The sequence below is a fragment of the SAR202 cluster bacterium genome, from assembly GCA_016872355.1.
In the GTDB taxonomy this organism is placed as follows: domain Bacteria; phylum Chloroflexota; class Dehalococcoidia; order Lucifugimonadales; family VGZY01; genus VGZY01.
On sequence record VGZY01000006.1, the window covers coordinates 14,201 to 31,404 of the forward strand.

Annotated in this window: 12 protein-coding genes, 2 tRNA genes and 1 pseudogene; 6 read left to right on the forward strand and 9 right to left on the reverse strand. The window is 62.6% G+C overall.

Annotated features, from left to right (window positions below):
- Positions 1-82 precede the first annotated feature (82 nt).
- Both FJ319_02505 and FJ319_02510 read left to right on the forward strand, forming a co-directional pair.
- A complete protein-coding gene (locus tag FJ319_02505; protein ID MBM3933167.1) occupies positions 83-886 on the forward strand; it encodes an SDR family oxidoreductase in 804 nt (267 codons plus the stop codon).
- 204 nt (positions 887-1,090) lie between these two features.
- Positions 1,091-1,474 (forward strand): annotated as a pseudogene (locus FJ319_02510) (GNAT family N-acetyltransferase).
- Between the two features lie 60 nt (positions 1,475-1,534).
- Here FJ319_02510 and FJ319_02515 read toward each other — a convergent pair.
- From FJ319_02515 to FJ319_02530, 4 genes are all read right to left on the reverse strand, one after another.
- A tRNA-Cys gene (locus FJ319_02515) sits at positions 1,535-1,610 on the reverse strand.
- A gap of 14 nt (positions 1,611-1,624) precedes the next feature.
- Positions 1,625-1,711: transfer RNA gene (locus tag FJ319_02520), tRNA-Leu, on the reverse strand.
- A gap of 107 nt (positions 1,712-1,818) precedes the next feature.
- Positions 1,819-2,718, reverse strand: a complete 900-nt coding sequence (locus FJ319_02525) for a sugar phosphate isomerase/epimerase (GenBank protein ID MBM3933168.1) — start codon at positions 2,716-2,718, stop codon at positions 1,819-1,821.
- A 13-nt stretch (positions 2,719-2,731) separates the two neighbouring features.
- Entirely contained in the window at positions 2,732-3,256 is a 525-nt protein-coding gene (locus FJ319_02530; protein MBM3933169.1) for a tetratricopeptide repeat protein, read from the reverse strand.
- 862 nt (positions 3,257-4,118) lie between these two features.
- Here FJ319_02530 and FJ319_02535 point away from each other — a divergent pair.
- Positions 4,119-5,810, forward strand: a complete 1,692-nt coding sequence (locus FJ319_02535; GenBank protein ID MBM3933170.1) for a hypothetical protein — start codon at positions 4,119-4,121, stop codon at positions 5,808-5,810.
- A gap of 66 nt (positions 5,811-5,876) precedes the next feature.
- Here FJ319_02535 and FJ319_02540 read toward each other — a convergent pair whose 3' ends face one another.
- Positions 5,877-6,068: a hypothetical protein gene (locus FJ319_02540; GenBank protein MBM3933171.1), complete on the reverse strand. Its 192-nt coding sequence runs from the start codon at positions 6,066-6,068 to the stop codon at positions 5,877-5,879.
- Positions 6,069-6,215: 147 nt separating this feature from the next.
- Positions 6,216-10,472 (reverse strand): alpha-2-macroglobulin, encoded by a 4,257-nt coding sequence (locus FJ319_02545; GenBank protein ID MBM3933172.1) that lies wholly within the window; start codon positions 10,470-10,472, stop codon positions 6,216-6,218.
- A gap of 444 nt (positions 10,473-10,916) precedes the next feature.
- Between FJ319_02545 and FJ319_02550 the strand changes: the two genes are divergently transcribed.
- Together FJ319_02550 and FJ319_02555 are read left to right on the forward strand one after the other, a co-directional pair.
- Complete coding sequence (locus FJ319_02550; protein ID MBM3933173.1) at positions 10,917-11,333, forward strand: multidrug transporter; 417 nt, start codon at positions 10,917-10,919, stop codon at positions 11,331-11,333.
- Positions 11,334-11,430: 97 nt separating this feature from the next.
- On the forward strand, positions 11,431-12,846 hold the full coding sequence (locus FJ319_02555) for a hypothetical protein (protein ID MBM3933174.1): 1,416 nt from the start codon (positions 11,431-11,433) through the stop codon (positions 12,844-12,846).
- 57 nt (positions 12,847-12,903) lie between these two features.
- Here FJ319_02555 and FJ319_02560 read toward each other — a convergent pair whose 3' ends face one another.
- The 3 genes from FJ319_02560 to FJ319_02570 all read right to left on the reverse strand — a co-directional run bounded on the left by FJ319_02560 (position 12,904) and on the right by FJ319_02570 (position 15,903).
- Positions 12,904-12,996 (reverse strand): zinc-ribbon domain-containing protein, encoded by a 93-nt coding sequence (locus FJ319_02560; protein MBM3933175.1) that lies wholly within the window; start codon positions 12,994-12,996, stop codon positions 12,904-12,906.
- A 98-nt stretch (positions 12,997-13,094) separates the two neighbouring features.
- On the reverse strand, positions 13,095-14,048 hold the full coding sequence (locus FJ319_02565; GenBank protein MBM3933176.1) for a dihydrodipicolinate synthase family protein: 954 nt from the start codon (positions 14,046-14,048) through the stop codon (positions 13,095-13,097).
- Positions 14,049-14,268: 220 nt separating this feature from the next.
- Positions 14,269-15,903 (reverse strand): amidohydrolase family protein, encoded by a 1,635-nt coding sequence (locus FJ319_02570; protein MBM3933177.1) that lies wholly within the window; start codon positions 15,901-15,903, stop codon positions 14,269-14,271.
- A 578-nt stretch (positions 15,904-16,481) separates the two neighbouring features.
- Between FJ319_02570 and FJ319_02575 the strand changes: the two genes are divergently transcribed.
- A complete protein-coding gene (locus FJ319_02575) occupies positions 16,482-17,204 on the forward strand; it encodes a hypothetical protein (protein ID MBM3933178.1) in 723 nt (240 codons plus the stop codon).

Genomic DNA, 17,204 nt, shown 5'->3' on the forward strand with positions numbered 1-17,204 from the left:
CCGGCAACCGTCAAATTCCCCCGTGTTATAATTCGCGTCCATCAAAATCTGCGTAATTCGTGGACTGGCTTCAGGAGGCCGCATGGACCTCTCAGATAAAGTTGCTATAGTGACCGGCGGGGGACGAGGAATCGGTCGTGGGATCGTACTGGTGCTCGCCCGGCAGGGCGCCAGCGTCGTCGTGACGGACATCAACGCTGTCGATGCGGAGCGCACCGCCGCGGAGGTGGACCCGCTGGGCCGGCAGTCCATGTCCGTGGCGCTGGACGTTACCGACCAGCCCTCGGTGGACGCGATGGTGAAGGCGGTTGTGGAGCGCCACGGCAGGGTGGACGTGCTCGTCAACAACGCGGGCGTTGTGGGCGCGCCGGGGTGGGAAGAACGGGGAGGGAAGCTTAGCGAGATGGACTGGGACCTGGTCTACGCCGTGAACGTGAAGGGCATGGCAAGGGTGACGCAGGCCGTGACTGATCATATGCGCCCTCGCAGGTACGGCAAGGTGGTCAATATCGCGTCTGTCGCCGGGCGCAAAGGCACGGTAACCAGCTATGCCTATAGCACGTCCAAGGCAGCGGTCATTAACATGACTCAGTCCCAGGCGCAGGAGCTCGCGCCGTTCAGTATCAACGTGAACGCCGTATGTCCCGGCCTGATCTGGAGCCCGCTGTGGGAGCGGATCGGCGCCAGGTGGGCTGCCGCCAACCCGCAGTACCATGGAATGACCGCCCGGCAGGTCTTCGATGACTTCGTTCGCCTTCGCACGCCGCTGGGCAGGGAGCAGAGCCCCGAGGACATCGGCAACGCCGTCGCATTCCTTGCCTCCGACTTCGCCTCCAACATTACCGGCCAGGCACTGAACGTTGACGGCGGGTCGATGATGAACTAGGGCAGAGCACGGCATAACGGGAGAAGACGAAGAATGTTTTCGCAAAGGATCGATGAGGACGTTGAGCTGAAACTGCTGGAGGTGAAGAACGCGGAGGCGATGCACGCGCTGACCTCCACGAACAATGCGCACCTCAAGCAGTGGCTCCCCGCGCGCGACACCGAGCGCACGCTGCCTGAGACGCGCCAGCTCATCCGCGACTTCATGCAGGCGTTCGTGGACGGCACGGGCGTGGAGTGCGGCATCTAGTACAGAGGCAGGTTCGCGGGCATCATCGGCTGCCGCCGCATCAGCCCGACCCACCGCCGCACGGTCGTCGGCTACTGGCTCGGTGCGGGCTTTGAGGGGAAGGGGCTGGTCACGAAGGCGTTCACGGCAATGCTGGACCACGCCTTCGGCGAGCTCAGGCTCAACCGAGTGGAGGTCTTCTGCGCCACGGACAACGTCAAGAGCAGGGCCATACCGGAGCGTCTGGGCTTCAAGCAGGAGGACGTGATACGCCAGGCCGAGTGGCTCACAGACCACTACGTGGACCACGCCGTCTACAGCATCCTGGCGGAGGAATGGCGGGCGCGGCGGGCGAAATAGACCTTCAAGGACGGAATCAAAAGCCCCGGCATGCGCTGGGGCTTTCTTGTTCGACTTTATTGGAGGCGACGGGCGGATTCGAACCGCCGCATAGAGGTTTTGCAGACCTCCGCCTTAACCACTTGGCTACGTCGCCCTGTACAGAACTAATGGTGCCGGAGGGGAGATTTGAACTCCCACAGCCTTGCGGCCACAGCGCCCTCAACGCTGCGTGTCTGCCAATTCCACCACCCCGGCTCACCTGGACATGCCACGACAGCCGCGGCAATGCTCATTGCAGAAGACTATTATAGCCAAGCCGAGCCAGATATGTCCAGAACGGTCGCTTGCGGACTTCAGGTGACCTAGCTCACCGCCACGCCGGTCTGCCTGCCCACGCTCCTGATGTACATCTGCCCCTGGACGGTCTCGGCGAACGGGTAGTGCTCTGCGTGTATTGTGATATCCGTCCCGAGCGCTGCCATGCGGCGCAGCAGGGTGGGGTAGTCCAGCGTCCCCGTGCCCGGCACCGCCTCGTCGATGTGCGCGACGATCTTTCCGCCTCCGCTGAGAGTCACGTCCTTCGCGTGGATGCCTACTATCGCCTTTCCGAGAACGTCGAAGCACTCGTTGATCATCTCACCCGTGCGGTACGCAATGAACGGCGTGACGATGTTGACGGGGTCCAGCAGAATCTTGAGGCGGGGCGACTGCCCCTCGTCCAGCATCCGCTCCATGCGGGCCACCGAGCTAAGAGGGCTCATTGTGTGAGGGTGGCCTGCCACGTCCATCCCGGCGTCCTCCGCCATCTTGCACAGCTCGCGCACCCCGTTCATGCAGCTCTCCCACACGTCCTCGTCCCACAGCCTGCCGGTGGTCCTGCCGTTGAGGATGCCAAACCCGACGAAGTGCGCTCCGAGTATCTTCGCAATCCTCAGCTGTCGGCGGTATAGGTTGATGGTGAACTCGTGGTCCGCCCGGTCAAACCCACCCAGGCCGCCCCAGGGGCGCGTGCCCTTGTAGAACCCGGTGAACTCCCCAACCCTCATGCCGTTGTCGTCCAGGAACCGGCGCGCCTCCTGGGCGTTGTCGTCCGTCCACGAGTCCGGGACCCGGGTCACCGTGATAGTTTTGACGTCCATAGTCCGTGCCTTGCGGAGCAACTCCTGTCGCTCCGCTTCGCCCTCTTTGCCTATCTGCAGGTGCTGTGCGATGGGCGGGCTTAGCCTCAGCATATTTCGCCTCCACTTGCTTTCTTGTTGCATTGCTCTACCGGGATTAGCGGCCAAAGATGGCGTCTATTGTCTGCTGCAGGGACGCCCGGTCCACCCCCAGCTCTACAGCGCGCTCCACATCCTGCTGCGCCGCGGCCCGGTTGCCCATGCGGGCATGCACGCCCGCGCGGTTTACGTAAAGGTCCGCGTCATTGGGAGAAAGGCGGACTGCCTCGTCGTAGTCAAGCAACGCGGCCTCGTGTTCACCCATCGTCTGGTGCACCCCGGCCCGGTTGTTGTAGAAAAGCGCAACCTCGGGCTGGATACGGATTGCCACATCGTAGTCGGCTATGGCGCTCTCGTAGTCGCCGAGCTGGTGGTAGGCAAAACCGCGATTGTTGTACGCCTGGGCCATCGTGGGGTCGAGGCTGATCGCTTCTGAATACGCCACTATCGCCTCGTCCGTCTTATTCTCAGCCTGAAGCTGCACTCCGTCGTCGTACTGCTTCTCCGCCGCGCTCATGCCGTCGCAGGCCGCCGAGGCCACAAGGGCGGCCGCCGCGACCGCCCCAACTGCAATTCTTGACATTAATCTCAAAGACGTTCTCCGCAGGGTTGCTCGCCGTAGAGCCTACCAACGGCAAACCTGCGGTGTCAAACCCGCCGGGCGAACCGACGCGGAGGATTGACTAGTCCACACTGCAAGAGGTCCTGTCACACGATGGCATGTCAACAGTGTATATTCTGGCGACCTTCAGCCAACGTTTCGACTCAGCCGACTAGTAGCCTCCTCCCGTTACAGGGAAGACCAAAGTGGAGGACCGAAAGCGCGTGGAGGATGCGTTCCGACCGAGTCAGGGCGGCCGTTCAACCTGAAATGGCAGACCGTTCAATGGCGAATCCGGCAAAACGACTAACCTCGGGCCACTCTTTCCTAATCGCGGACGGCTACAGAGTGCGGTTTACCGGTTGTACGAACGAGTAATTGTGGGTACCAGTCGATCGGGCAACAATGGAGGAGTGCACAATTCTCCAAGAACGACCATTCACTTGAAGTCTGCATCTGTGTGAGGCGTTGGCGGTCCGACGAATTGGGCGCGCATAGTCTTGGACGACGAGGAGGAGGAAGATGATGAAAGCGCGGACCTTGTTTCTGTCTTTTCTCATAGTCGTCTCAATGCTTGCCTTTGTGGCATGCGGCGATGACGACGACGGCGATAATGGTATCTCGACATCGACTCCCGCAGTGCGAGGGGCGGCATTCCGCAGAGACGGGTCATTTACCATGCCCGCCTCGCTGAACTACCAGGTTACGGTAACGCCCACAGCCTCGCCGGCGGGCACGACCACACCGGTAACCACCGGGAACCCCCGTTACGGGCGGTACAGGCACCCCGGAGGCGACCGGAACAATTACCGCTTCACCGACGGCAATAGCCACGGGAACCGGCATGCCGGCGCCGGTCGGCACAGTAACGCCGGTAGCAACCCCGGACCCATTCTCAGTGCATGTTCTTCAGGGTAAGCTCGCGCTCCTTCTCCAGGAGCAGGTCTACCTGCTCAGCGCCGCAGTGGAAGCGGCCGTTGAGGACGACGGCGATTCCGTGGACGAGGACGCAACCCGAAACGCACTTCACAGGAACACTGAGAAGATAGAAGCTCTCCTTGCCCTGATGCTCGGCCACGAGGACGGCGCGGGCGGAACACCGACTGTGACGCCCACCGGCACACCCGGCGGCGCTCAGACCGGGACGCCCACAGGCACCCCGACGGGCGCCCAGGCGACGGCGACTCCAACCGCCGCGGCAACCGGCACGCCTTCCGGCGCGCAGGCCACCGCAACTCCTACCGGCACGGCCACAGCGGCCGCCACAGCTACGCCTACAGGCACGGCCACAGCAGTCAGCACTGCCACGGCCACCGGAACCGCGACTGCTGTCAGCACTGCTACGCCGACCGGCACGGCTACTGCCGTCAGCACTGCCGCTCCTACCGGAACGGCCACCGTAGTCATGAACGGCACGCCGACGGGCGCCGGAACAGTAGTCCCCACCGGGACGCCTGTGGGCGCGGGGACGGTCACGCCGACCCCGACGGGAACGCCGGCGGCAATGACGCTCGGTGACCTGTTCGACAGGATTCTGGATATCACTGAGAACAGCACAACGACGACCCGGACTGAGGACCTACAGGAAATTGAAGACATGATGTCGGACTTCCACGCCGGTATGGCGGAGCGCCTTGGCGGCGCGGACCCCAATATCGACGCGGACCACATCGAAGCGGCGCTCAATGTGCACGGCGAGATTATCCTCAGGATGGTCGGCGCCCACCTGCGCATGGACAAGGACGCTGCGACTGAGGCAACAATGCATGCCGCCATGCAGGTCCCGGCCGTAGCGGCGCGGCTCGCGGCGGCGATTGCGGCAACGGAGCCGGTCCGGGTCAAAGTAGTCACCGATCTGCTCTACACCGTTGACCTGTGGAACATGCGCAACGCCGAGGCCTTCACGGAGAGGTTCACGGAGCAGGCATTCGAGGAAGAGTTCGGCACTGCGGAAGACCTGCAGATGTTTATCGGCGACCCGCCGATCGTGTTCGTCATGGCTGAGGACCTCACGGTGACGAGCACAACGGCAGGCATCGATCTTACGCTCGCATTCGGCAACAGCGTCCAGCTTACCCGCGAGTCGCTGTTGCTCGAGGACGGTGTATGGAAGTTTAACGGTAGTGAGGATATGCCGGCCCCTGTTCCGGCAGGCGTTACGCCACTGAACGTGGAAATTGGAGAATTCTACTTCTCCTTCTCCGACGCCGGGGCCCAGCGCGGGCCGGTGGCCTTCCGGGCGCGGAACCCGGGGCTCCAGCCGCACGAGCTGGTGCTCGTGAAGCTGTCGGACGATGCGCCAGCGCTGCTGGAGCTTGTACAGTCGGACGAAGAGCCGCCGGCGGAACAGGTGCAGTTCCTTGGCTTCACCTTCGCAATGCCTGGCGAGGAAGGAAGCATGGTGTTCCTGAACTCGCTGGAGGCGGCACGGTACGGCATGGTCTGCTTCATTTCGGACCAGAACGATCCGAACGGCACGCCTCACGCTCTCAAGGGCATGATCGCAGAGTTTGAGGTGACCGACGATAGCCAGTAGGCCTGAAGGCCACTGACGTGGGATTAGACAGGAGGGCGTCCCGGTACATCGGGGCGCCTTCCTGCTTTATAGCAAGTTCTGAAGCATGAGCCAGATTATCACGCCCGCCAGTATGGCCAGCGGCACGCCAACGAAGAGGCCGACGCATCCCGCGCACCCGCCCTGCACCGCGCAATTGACCTGGTTGTTTCGACGCTCCGCCTTGTTTTCCGGTGTGTGGTGGTGGCCGTTTTTCGACTGGTCCCGAATTGGCAGCATGGTCTCTCGCGCAGCTTGGTCTGGAAATCGACTGCTTTGAATGATAACACCGGCCCCGTCACTGCCGGTACTCCACTGGCGACAGTAAGACAACGGCGGCCAAGAAGAAGAGGCCGCCGTTGTCTTACTGCTTCAGGGACGCGGGGCCTACTGGCCCACTGTTATCGCGCCGCCCAGGGACTCGCCCTTCCATTCGGGCTTGTAGTAGGAGTAAGCCTGAGAGGCGACCTCCTTGGCCCGCACCGGGTACAGAGCGCGCGATTTGAACTGCAGAGCCACGGTCTCGCCCGGCTTCATGTCCTCAATATAGAAGATCACCTTGCGGCCCGCGATGTCGTACCGCTTTATGTTGGCCCTTGAGGCCACCAGCGCCTCGATTGTGTCCCGCTCAGGGGCGAAGCCCGTGGGGACGGATACATCAAGCACTACCATGCCCGCCTGGACAGGCTGGGGCGGCGTGAACCTGATGCTGGCGGAGACCGTGATCAGGTCGTCCACCTGCACGCCGGCCGAGCTGTAGGTGACCTTGATATCGAATATCTTGTTCTCGGGGTTGGCCGCCTGCGGCATGTTGTAGCGCAGGACGGACTGGACGACCACGTCGCCCTTGCCGCTGGACTTCACAGACAGCTTGCCGCCGATGGGCACTTGCACCATCTGGAGCACGTCAGCGTTCTCCGCCGTTACGCGCACTACCTTGCTCCACGATCCGCTCGTCAGCGTGACGGTCATGTCTACATCACTCTTCGCGTCGGTTGCATAGTTGATCAGCGCCTGCAGGCTCACTACCGTGTCCTGAGTGGAGCCGAAGCCGCCGAACGCGTTGCGCTGCGACGTGAGCCACTTCGCGACGCGGCCGGAGGTGAGCCGGTCGCCGCGCTCGACGAGCGCCAGCATTGCGTAGCCTGTCGTCTCGATGGACGCCGCGCGGTCCGGCCTCAGATAACCGCCGTCGATCGGGCGGGCCGGGCCGCCGGGCAGGGGCTGCGGCTCCAGGGGCATTATCTGCTCGCCCCAGAACAGGCCGCCGTTCTCGTCCTCCTTCGCCATGCCCATCAGCTTCTTGTGCGCTTCGTCCGCCCTCGCGCTGTTGCCGAGATCCAGCGCGTAGCTGACGATCGCCATCGTGTACGCGTCGTCGATGGAAGCGACCTTGCCCTCCAGGAACCTGACCGCCCTGTTCGCCGCGCTCGTCTCGCCCGCCTCCATGAGAGCTATGGCGACGTACGCCGTAAGGGCGTCGTTGCCCTGCAGGCCGCCGAGGAGCTCCTGGTGGTGCAGGAAGCCAACGGGCTCGAAAGAGCCGTCCGACCGCTGGTGGCTGACGATCCAGGCCGCGGCTGAGCTCAGCACGTCCTGGTCTATGTACATGATGTTCTTCGCCTGTGCGAACGTCTTCAGGACGAACGCCGTGAGCCACAGGCTGCCCTCTTCGTCGCTCTCGCCGAAGGCGGAGAACGCGCCGTCGCTATGCCTGTATGTCAGCTCGCGCTGGTAGCCGGTCGTCATCAGGTGCTCGGCCTTCGCCATCACCTCGGGCTTGAGCTGGCCGGTCTGCTTCAGGTAGTTGGCAATAAACACGTTCGGAGCAAAGAGGATCATATTCTGCTCGCCGCAGCCGTACGGCATCTGCAGCAGGCTCTCAAGGCCCTCGATCGTCTGAGTCAGGTAGCTGCCGGTGATCGCGACGTAGGCGCGGCCGGAGCCGTCCACGGCGATCGTGGGCACCGCAAGGTCAATCTCGTGGCTGTGCCCGTCCGAGACGATGTGGTTTTCAACCGCCTCGCGCTGCACGCCCTCGGGCTCGATAAGCAGCTCCTTGATCACTGCGTCCGCCGCCTGCGAGCTGCGCGCTACCACCTTGATCCCGTTGTTGCCAAGCTTTGTGGGCCTGATCTTGAACTCAACGCCGCCGATGTCGTTCGGGCCCACCTTTGCCGACTTCTGCGGGCTGTCCAGCAGCTCGAACCAGTCGGCGCTCTCGACGTCGACGAAGATCTCCTGCTGCGTTTCCAGGTAGTTGTAGAGGGCAATCTTGACGGGGAACTCCTCGCCGCGAATGGCGGAGTAGGGGAGATCCACCTGCAGGAAGAACGGCTGGAAGACCCTGAGCTCGCTCTCCGCCACGCCAAAGCCGTGCTCCTTCGAAATACCTACGGCCCGCAGCTTCCACGTCGTGATGCTATCGGGGGCTTCCACCGGCACGGTCGACAGGCCGTTGACGCTGGTCAGGGTGTCCATCCAGATCCAGGTCTCGGGGAAGAACTGGCGGACCCGCTGCACTTCGGCCAGGCCCACGCCGGCGCTGGAGTTCGATGTCGGGGCCTGAGGAGCTGCGGCGGCCATGGGCTGGGCCATGCCGTCCCTGCGGACCGCGCCGTCGGCCATCGCCACAGCCGCGAATATACCGCCCTGGCTCTGCTCGCCCTTCGGGACGGTCTTGTTCGTCAGTACCACCACGCCCGCGTCCTTGAAGGTCTCCTTCGCGCCGCGCGTGACGTAGCCGCCCCAGCGCACGTCGTGCAGCTCTGCCTGCGGCTTCATGTACAGCCGCTCGAGCTCCGCGAAGACCTGCTGCAGGTTCAGCCGGTTCTCTGCAAGGATGAACACGGATTTGTCCACTATGGCGAGGCCGACCTTTGCCTGGCCCTGCGCCTGCACGTTGATATCCAGCTTCTCGCCGGGGGTGACCTGGTCCTTTGAGAATGCCACGCTCAGATCGTGCGTGTAGTCCGCCTGGACGCTGAACGGGAGGTAATCGGCGGCGACCTCGTTATTCGCCAGAATCTGGTAGACGAGTATCCGCGACGCCGGGGCCATGAGAGGGCCGGCCGTGAAGCGTATGTCCGCCGTGAACGATACGTCCGAGTAGATCACCGAGCCGCGCGAGACGATCTCGTAGTAGAAGTTCCTCGCCTGGCTGGTGGAGTGGACGCGGAAATGGACGGCGTCGCCCACCTTGATGTCGCCCTCGGTGACCTGCTCAAGGTGAATGAAGTTGCCCGAGGGAGAGAACCCGGAATTGACGCTAAGGGATGTAGAAGCCTGGTCGGCCTCGGCCTGCACGGTCATCGATACCGCGCCGGACGGCGGCGTCACTTCGAATATCGCCTTGCCGCCCTTCGTGCTCACATTGACCGTCTTGTTATTTATCTGGTCGTAGTTCTTGCCCATGAAGTAGTAGGTCACCTTCACGGTCTTGTCCAGCGGCTGGCCGTCCGGCGTCTCGGTGATCGCCAGGAACCCCAGGGGCAGCCCGGGCTTGAAAACGCCGCTCTCAGGAATGATCTTGACGTTAAGCGGAGTGGAGGCGACGGTCAGCAGCTTCGTCGTCTTCTCCTCATAACCCGTGCTCATCTCGCGGACGATGCACTCCAGGCTGACGTTGCCCATGCCCTCCGCCTCCGGCACGCCGGCGACGAACTGCACGGCGGGCAGGGTGAAGTCCACCTCTCCGTCGATCGGCAGCGAGAGAGTGGCGTACTGCTCCCACTGTCCGACGTAGCGGGAGGCGAGGATCTCCACCTCGCCCTTGACCGGCTTCCCGAACGTGTACGTTGAGGAGACCTTACCCTTGATCTGCTCGCTGGCCAGGACCCATTCCTTCTGGGTCTCGGCTACAACTTCGTACTTGGGCAGGACGTACTCTTCAACCTTAACGTCAAGCTGGCTCGTCTTGTCGCCGGCCCTGGCCGTTATCTTCCACACGCCCAGGTTGGGCTCCGTGGAGAGCGGCAGGTCGAGCGTCGCCATGCCATACTCGTCGGTGGCGATGTCCTTCTTGAAGACCTTGGTGCCCTTGGCGTCCTGGACCTCAACCGTCAGGTCGATGGGCCACGGCTTTAGCTCGGTGTCGAGCGTCAGCACGCGGATGTGTATAGTCTGCCCCGGTTTGTAGATCGGCTTGTCCGTCTCGACAAACATCAGCGTCCCGTCCTGGATCTGGAGGGTCGCCTTGTTGCTGAATCCCGGTCCGGAGACCTGGAGGTCGTAATTGCCCGGCGCCAGCTTCGGCACGCTAAGGGGCACGCTGGCTGCGCCGGTGATGGTTGCCTTCGATTCGACGAGGGTGATGTTATCCTTGATCAGCGCCACGCGGACGTCGCCCGCCGCAGGTGTGTTCCCCGCGAAGAGCGACATCGAAATGTTCTCAGTGTGGCCGGCCCTCAGCGCTGCCGGAACAACGGCCATGTAGCTGTCCGGCGGCCTGTTGGAGACCGGGATCGGCACGCGCGTCGCCGTTGGAACGGCAGGCGTCGGGGTCCGAACGGTCCCCGCCGCAGGGGTGGAAGTGGGCGACTGGGGAGTCGGCGTGGGATTCTTGTCCCTGCTGCATGCGGCCATACTCGCGACGAGCATCACAAGCAGCGTTACGAGGCCAAGCATCCTGGTCCGGGATAACATGTGTAGACCTCCGAAAAGGCAAGTCAGTTGTACTAGGCTAAAGTATAGACGCCTTTCATGCCCAAAATGTTTCACGCGTATTCATAAAGGGTTCGGGACAGATAGCACCTCGCTGGATTTTGGTGCAATGCCCCAGGGTCCTGGGAGTCCAGAGGGCGAAGCCCTTTGGCAGGGTACGGGACGAAGCCCCAATGTCCTGGGAGTCCAGAGGGCGAAGCCCTTTGGTATGGTACGGGATGAAGTCCCGTGGATTTCTTTCTTGTTCCCCCTTCAGATCGAAGCGATTGAAGGGGGCCAGGGGGATGTCCGAGGACCTTCCACAAGGGCAAGCTCTTCCCGCAGCGGGCGAGCTCTCTCAAGGGCACACTCCCACGTTGACGTAGCCGATAGCGCATCATAGAGTTGGTGCGGAAGCTCTTACGCAACTTAACGAGGCCTTAACGAATGAATTACCTTGCCTGGGCCGTGATCGCGATGGTCAGCTACGGTATCACGGCCGTTCTCCTCAAAATTGCCTTCCGGCAGTACCCTCCGGAAGTCTCCGTGGTGATAGCCAACACCATGCTGGTTGTGGCGGCAGTAATCGCCGTTATTTACCGGGGCCAAGGCATTGCGTCGTACTTCGGGTGGAGCTGGGCAACCGTTGCGCTGGTCGTCGCCGGCATTACTCTGAGCATCAGCATCATCAGCTTCTACACGGCGCTACATCGCGGCCCGGCCTCCACCGTGGTCCCCATCTTCGCGCTGAATTTCGCGGTGGCAAGCGTCCTCGGAGTGCTGCTGCTTGGCGAGGAGATAAAGCTCACGAAGATCGCCGGCTTCGCGATGGCCGTCGGCGCGGTGTTCCTGCTGACCAGGTAAACGGGTCTTTAAGAAGCATGGAGTGAGAATGAAACGACGACGGACTATCTACCATAACGACGCGCGCCACTACTACATGTGAGTCTTCGACTCGCCCATGAAGATGGAGGACGCCTGGCGGCGGGTCGATGAGGTTGCCAACACTGCCGTCGATACATTCAGCTATTGCGTGGAGCGCGGCGACGGCATCTTCTACCCATCGAAGGTCGGCATGCGCTTCGGCGATGATAAGCGGCCGTTCAAGTCCGCAATCACATGGCACGCTTGGCAGAGCATGCAGAGCCTGATGGACAGGGGGCTGGACCCTCTGACCGTGCTGATTGAGCGCGCCCACGAGAAGGGGATGGACTTCTGGGCGGACCTTCGCCTTCAGAGCTTCGGCGGCATGAAGCCCGCCTTCAAGCTCTCCAACGGCGGCAGGGGCATGGCGCACCCGGAGGTCCGCTCGCACCACCTGGACGTTATCCGGGAGCTTGCCGCCGACTACGTCGTGGACGGCGTTGAGCTGGACTTTTCGGCGGCGTTCGGCCAGAGCCCATACTTTCTGCGCCCGGAGGACATCCGGTCGTACACACCGGTCATAACGGGGTGGGTCGCGGAGGCAGCGAAAATTGTGCGCACCCGGCCCAGCCTGTCGGCCACCATCGGCGCGCGTGTCTTCCCCACGGAGGAGATGAACCTCGCCCAGGGGCTGGACGTCCGCACGTGGTTGAAGGAAGGCCTTCTGGACTTCGTTATTCCGGTTATGTACGGGTACAACAACCTGGACCCGGATATGCCTATCGAGTGGCTGACGGAGCTTGGGGCGCAGCACGATGTCGCCGTGTACGGGATGCTGCAACCGTACATGCGCGACGAAAGCACAGTGCCGGACGACCGCACGTACCTGAGGCGCATCCATGCCACTCCCGAGATGTTCCGCGCGGCAGCGGCCAACTTCTGGGCAAAGGGGGTAGACGGCCTCTACACCTGGTTCCTGAAGTGGCCCTTCGGCGACGCCGAGCATCGCATCCTTACGGAGATAGGCGACCCCGACACGATCAAGGAGCGGTCCAAGCGGTACGTGGTCCGCCGGCGGTCCAAGGACGCAGCCGAGCTGGGATACAGCGCCTTCCTGCCGCTCGCCATCCCTGAGGCCAACCCTGGTCACGCCTACCCCATCCCCTTCCACGTGGCGGACGATATCCGTGGGCGGGCGGACCGCATCAGGCAGATCAGACTGCGAATCAACATCAGTAACGTTGTGACGCAGGACCAGTTTACGATCAAGCTGAACGGAAAGTCGCCGGCGAAGGAGATCTGCCTGCGGGACTTCGGAAGGCTGGACGCGGCCCGCGACCAGTGGATTGAGTTCGTCCTTGTGGGCGTGCGGCCGGAGAAGGGGATGAACATGCTGGACATTTCACTCGATTCACGGCCAAAGGGGCTGGAGGGCGGGGTAGTGGTGGAGGAGGTGGAGCTGTACGTGGAGTACGGCCCTCACCCCTCCGGGCTGAACGTAGCGTCAGAATAGGCCAATAGAAAAGGCCCCGAGCGCTCGGGGCCTTTGTCATCCGGTCGGTCCGCGCGGCTACCAGCCCTTGCGACGGGTGCCGCACTTGGCGCAGAAGACGCTTCGCGTGGGCGGGTTCTCGTGTCCGCACTTCTCGCACTTCCAGGTCATGCTGCAGCTCCTCCTTGAAAATCGTATGTCTTGCAGGAATTCGCTTCCATTGCGTCGAACTGTATTTTACTCCAAACATTTTGCGCGGGAAACTGGGTTTACCCTCGCCACATCAAGTCCTGGAACTTCTCCTCAACCACGCGGCGGAACTGCGCCACGGTCTCCTTCGGGACGGGCAGGTAAGGCTTGCGCGTCACGTTCGACTCGATGAGAAACGGGGATGCTGCTGCCGTTGCCTTGCTCACGATGCCGTGGAGGTTGCCTGACCCGGCCAGCATCTTCTTGGCCTCCATGAAGGCGTACATCCGCTGCTGCTTCTGGATAGCAGCGTTCCAGCGCCTGTTCATCGCGTCGTCGTACCAGTCGAGCATGAATTCAGGGTTGAAGTTGACGAACCACGAGTTGACGCCCTTCGCACCCAGCATCATGAACGGCGTCACCGTGCCCTCACCCGTGAGGTGGGCGATCTGAGGCGCGTATGTGACGACGTGCATAAACTCCCGTACGTCAGAGCTGGTGTTCTTGGAGCCGATTAGCTGCGGAACGAACTTTATCAGCTCCGCGTAGCCGTGTCCGTTCTGCGTGTTGTGCACGCGCGCCGTGTTGTGGTGCACCAGCCCGAAGTGCTCCGGCGTTGCCTTCTGGATATCCTGCCAGTACGCGCGGTCGGACTCCGGCGTCATCGGCATAAAGAAAGGGCGCCCCACGTGGGTCCCGAGAATGCCCACGGACGCGGCATATTGTATGCGGTCGATTATGCCCTGGGTGTTCACCCATGTCACGCCGACCATCGTCGGCACGCCGAGGCGGCCCGCCTCGTCCGCGAAGACCTTCACAATCTGCTTGAACTCATCCAGCTCTATCGCATAGAACTCACCGTCGGAGTCCGTGGTGTATATGCCGTGCACGCCCGCCGCGGCCAGGCGGCGAATGTTCTCCCGGAACTCCGCCTTGTCGAACCGTCCGGACTCGTCCCACGGCGTGGCGATAGCCGCCCACACGCCGTGGAGGTTGTCCCGCGTTAGCCGTTTGCTCATTGGAATCGAAGCCACGATCACGCCTCCTGGATCTGAGCATTCTGTCAAGTGTCATAGTCTTTACGTGCGCGTGGCGGTTGATTTCTCCCCCGTAGAGATGCCCCGCTGGGGCGTCTCGGGGGTAACCATCGCCGCATTGCCGGCCCGAGAAAGGCCGTCCTGCGGCGTGCAGATGTGACGGGTCTCCGCAACCGATGAGACGCCCCAGCGGGGCGTCTCATCGGGGGGACCGACGTCAATCGCGCTTGCCGCGCCTCAGGGCTCGCCCTGGCGTGGCACCCGAGTGGACGCCTCTGTCCACGACCACCTTGCCGTTGACGAGCACGTATTCGACGCCCGTCGCGAGCTGCCTCGGCTTCTCACGGGTGGTGTTGGCCTTCACAGTCTTCGGGTTGAATACGACAATGTCCGCCTTGAAGCCGTTCCGCAGTATGCCCCTGTCCGGAAGGCCCAGGCGCTGCGCCGGGAACGACGACATCTTCCTGACTGCCTGCTCAAGCGTGAGTTGCCGCTCCTCCCGGACGTACTCCGAGAGCACGATCGCAAACGTGCCGAACGTGCGAGGGCTCGGGAACTCCCCGAAGTGTATCGCGTCGCTCGCGATCATCCCGTACGGGTGCGCGACGAACGCCGCCAGAGTGTGGGGGTTCGTGCCGCGCCCCACGGCGGTGAGGAACAGGTCCTCTTCGATGAGCAGGTTGCAGAGCGTGTCCACCGGGTGCTCTCCGCGAATCCGGGCAATCTCGAGGTGCTGCATACCCTCGTAATGCTTGTTGTGTGGCTTGTTGAATCCGGTCACCCACTTGTCCCGGAAGTCGGCCTCGTCGATCTCTCGTTTGAGGCGGTCCCGCACCTTGCCGTCCTTGATCGCCTCCAGAATCCCCTCCGGGCCTCGCTCCCGCATCCAGAAGGGGAACCACTGGGCGACCATCCCCTGCGAGTACTCGTAGGGGTAGACGTCGAATGTCACGTCCAGCCCTTCGTTCCGGCCGTTCTCCACCAGGTCTATCCACTGGTGATGGCTGCCCTTGCCCTGCTGCGCCTGCCGGTAATGGGTAAGATGCACGGCGCTCCCCGACCGCCTGCCGATCTCGATGGCCTCCTCGGATGGTCCCATCACGCCCTTCACGCCCAGGCTTTTCCGCGTGTGCGTGTGGTAGAAGCCTCCAAGCTTTGCCGATACCTCTGCCAGCGCCGCCAGTTCGGCCGTGTCGCCGTACGCCCCGGGCGGGTAGTCCAGGCCGGTGGAGAGGCCCCATGCCCCGTCTTCCATCGCCTCTCGCAGGGCGGACTTCATGTTCTCTATCTGCGCCGGCGTCGCAGGTGTATTCGCCCACCCCACGCCCCAGATTCGAAGGGGTGAGTTGCCGGCCAGGTACGCAGCGTTCAACGATACCTTGCCGTCGTACTGGTCAAGAAGCTCCGCCTGGCTGAGCCACTTCGCCGGCAGCGGCGGATATCCGTTGATGCCAGAGTCCTGCCACATGTAGCGGGAGAGCTCCTGTGCCGTTTTGAAGGGCGCGTGCGAGATGCCGTCCACGCCGTACACCTCGGTGGTGATGCCCTGGTGGACGGACGCCTCCTGCCGTGGAGAGCCCAGTATCGTGAGCCCGCCGTGGGAGTGCATGTCGATGAACCCCGGCGCGACGACCATCCCGGCAGCATCGATTGAGCGGGCTGCCTCAAAGGCGGAGGAGTCGCCCCGGTGCACGGTTATGCTGTCGCCATGGACAAGAACGGCGGCGTGGAACCCCGGGCTGCCTGTGCCGTCTACGACGAGCCCGTTACGGATAATGAGGTCGAGCATTGATCGGATTCCTGCATGCGGTAATTCGGGACCACGCCGGATTGTACCACCGCGAATAAGCATTTTCCTATGTTGTCACGATAGGCAGCATCTTCCTGCCCTTGTATTCTGTGTCCCGTTTGAAACTATGGTCGTGCAGTGCCTTTTAATCAATCCCGCGCTTCACGATGTCCGAAGGACGGTGTTGCCAAAACCTCACTATGATCTGCCGAAAATGCGCCGGCGAAGTCCGGCCCACAGACAGGTTCTGCCCATCCTGTGGTGCCTCCGTTGTCACAGGGAAAACCAGCGTAGTTCCAGCTCCTCCATCCAAATCGGACAAGAAGTCCGACACAGCTACCATAGAGATTCGCGCGGTCCAGCCGCCAGCGCCCAATCCGGCTCCCGGCTGCAAGAGGTGCGGGGCCGCCGTGGATGCACAGGCGGGCGGCAGATGCCTTAGATGCGGGGCTTCCCCCCTTTGTGAGGAGCACTTTCTGGCCGACCCGGGCATCTGCGCTGTTTGCACGCCTGAGGCGTTCTCGGAAACGACTCAAGTTAGACTGCCGGCTGCGCAGCCTGCTCCCGCTCGGAAGCCCGTTGCTCCAGCGCCCGCTCCGAGGCCGGTCCCGCCAGCGTCCGCCGGTCACCCGGCGGTCAATGTGCTCCGCTCCACTCCGCTTACGTATGACCCTAACTACCTCATCCCAATCACAGTCGCGAAACGGCTTGCGGAAGACGTTAAAGACGCCACCGACGTCTTGAATGAATACGGCGGCCTCCCCGTGCGCTTCTCCCTCACGCAGTCCACCCACGATCTTGACCTATTGTCTAAAAGGTTGGTGGGGGCTGGGGTGGGGGCGGGGGAGTGCGTGGCGGAAGCGAGGGCGATTATCGCCAGGATGGAGCGCGCGGTAGTAGTCTGGAAGGCGAAGGACGGACCGGCGAAGAAGCTGGAGCGCTTGAAGACGGGCGTGCTGGACGTACGGTTCCAGAACGACGAGCCCGTACAAAGGACACTCTACCCCGTACTCCTGGAGCTGAGTAAGTACGTACTGGATACGGTGAAGGCCGAGCCGAAGGTCTTCACCCTTTTCATGGGTGAGCGCGCGGTGCGGCCGGGGGCGGACAACACTTACTCCATCGAGGTCGGCAGCGGTATCGCCGGGAAGCGCAAGAAAATAGCGTTCGAGCTGATGGACCCGCTGCTGATGCGGATGGAGAGAGTGACCGTTGTGACCAAGGTCCTGGACCTGGCCGGCCAGGCGGCCCACGCAGTCGTCGGCATGGCGCTGCGGGGCTATGCGCCCGCGGTGCGGTACCGCACCACGCTGCGCACGCACCCGCTGATCATCGTGCGAGACACCGACAAAAAGGGAGGGTAG

What these genes read in the sequence shown, in the direction of transcription:
- FJ319_02505 (MBM3933167.1), top strand. Translation starts at nt 83, where the DNA reads ATGGACCTCTCAGATAAAGTTGCTATAGTGACCGGCGGGGGACGAGGA.
- FJ319_02525 (MBM3933168.1), bottom strand. Translation starts at nt 2,718, where the DNA reads ATGCAACAAGAAAGCAAGTGGAGGCGAAATATGCTGAGGCTAAGCCCG.
- FJ319_02530 (MBM3933169.1), bottom strand. Translation starts at nt 3,256, where the DNA reads ATGTCAAGAATTGCAGTTGGGGCGGTCGCGGCGGCCGCCCTTGTGGCC.
- FJ319_02535 (MBM3933170.1), top strand. Translation starts at nt 4,119, where the DNA reads ATGCCGGCGCCGGTCGGCACAGTAACGCCGGTAGCAACCCCGGACCCA.
- FJ319_02540 (MBM3933171.1), bottom strand. Translation starts at nt 6,068, where the DNA reads ATGCTGCCAATTCGGGACCAGTCGAAAAACGGCCACCACCACACACCG.
- FJ319_02545 (MBM3933172.1), bottom strand. Translation starts at nt 10,472, where the DNA reads ATGTTATCCCGGACCAGGATGCTTGGCCTCGTAACGCTGCTTGTGATG.
- FJ319_02550 (MBM3933173.1), top strand. Translation starts at nt 10,917, where the DNA reads ATGAATTACCTTGCCTGGGCCGTGATCGCGATGGTCAGCTACGGTATC.
- FJ319_02555 (MBM3933174.1), top strand. Translation starts at nt 11,431, where the DNA reads ATGAAGATGGAGGACGCCTGGCGGCGGGTCGATGAGGTTGCCAACACT.
- FJ319_02560 (MBM3933175.1), bottom strand. Translation starts at nt 12,996, where the DNA reads ATGACCTGGAAGTGCGAGAAGTGCGGACACGAGAACCCGCCCACGCGA.
- FJ319_02570 (MBM3933177.1), bottom strand. Translation starts at nt 15,903, where the DNA reads ATGCTTATTCGCGGTGGTACAATCCGGCGTGGTCCCGAATTACCGCAT.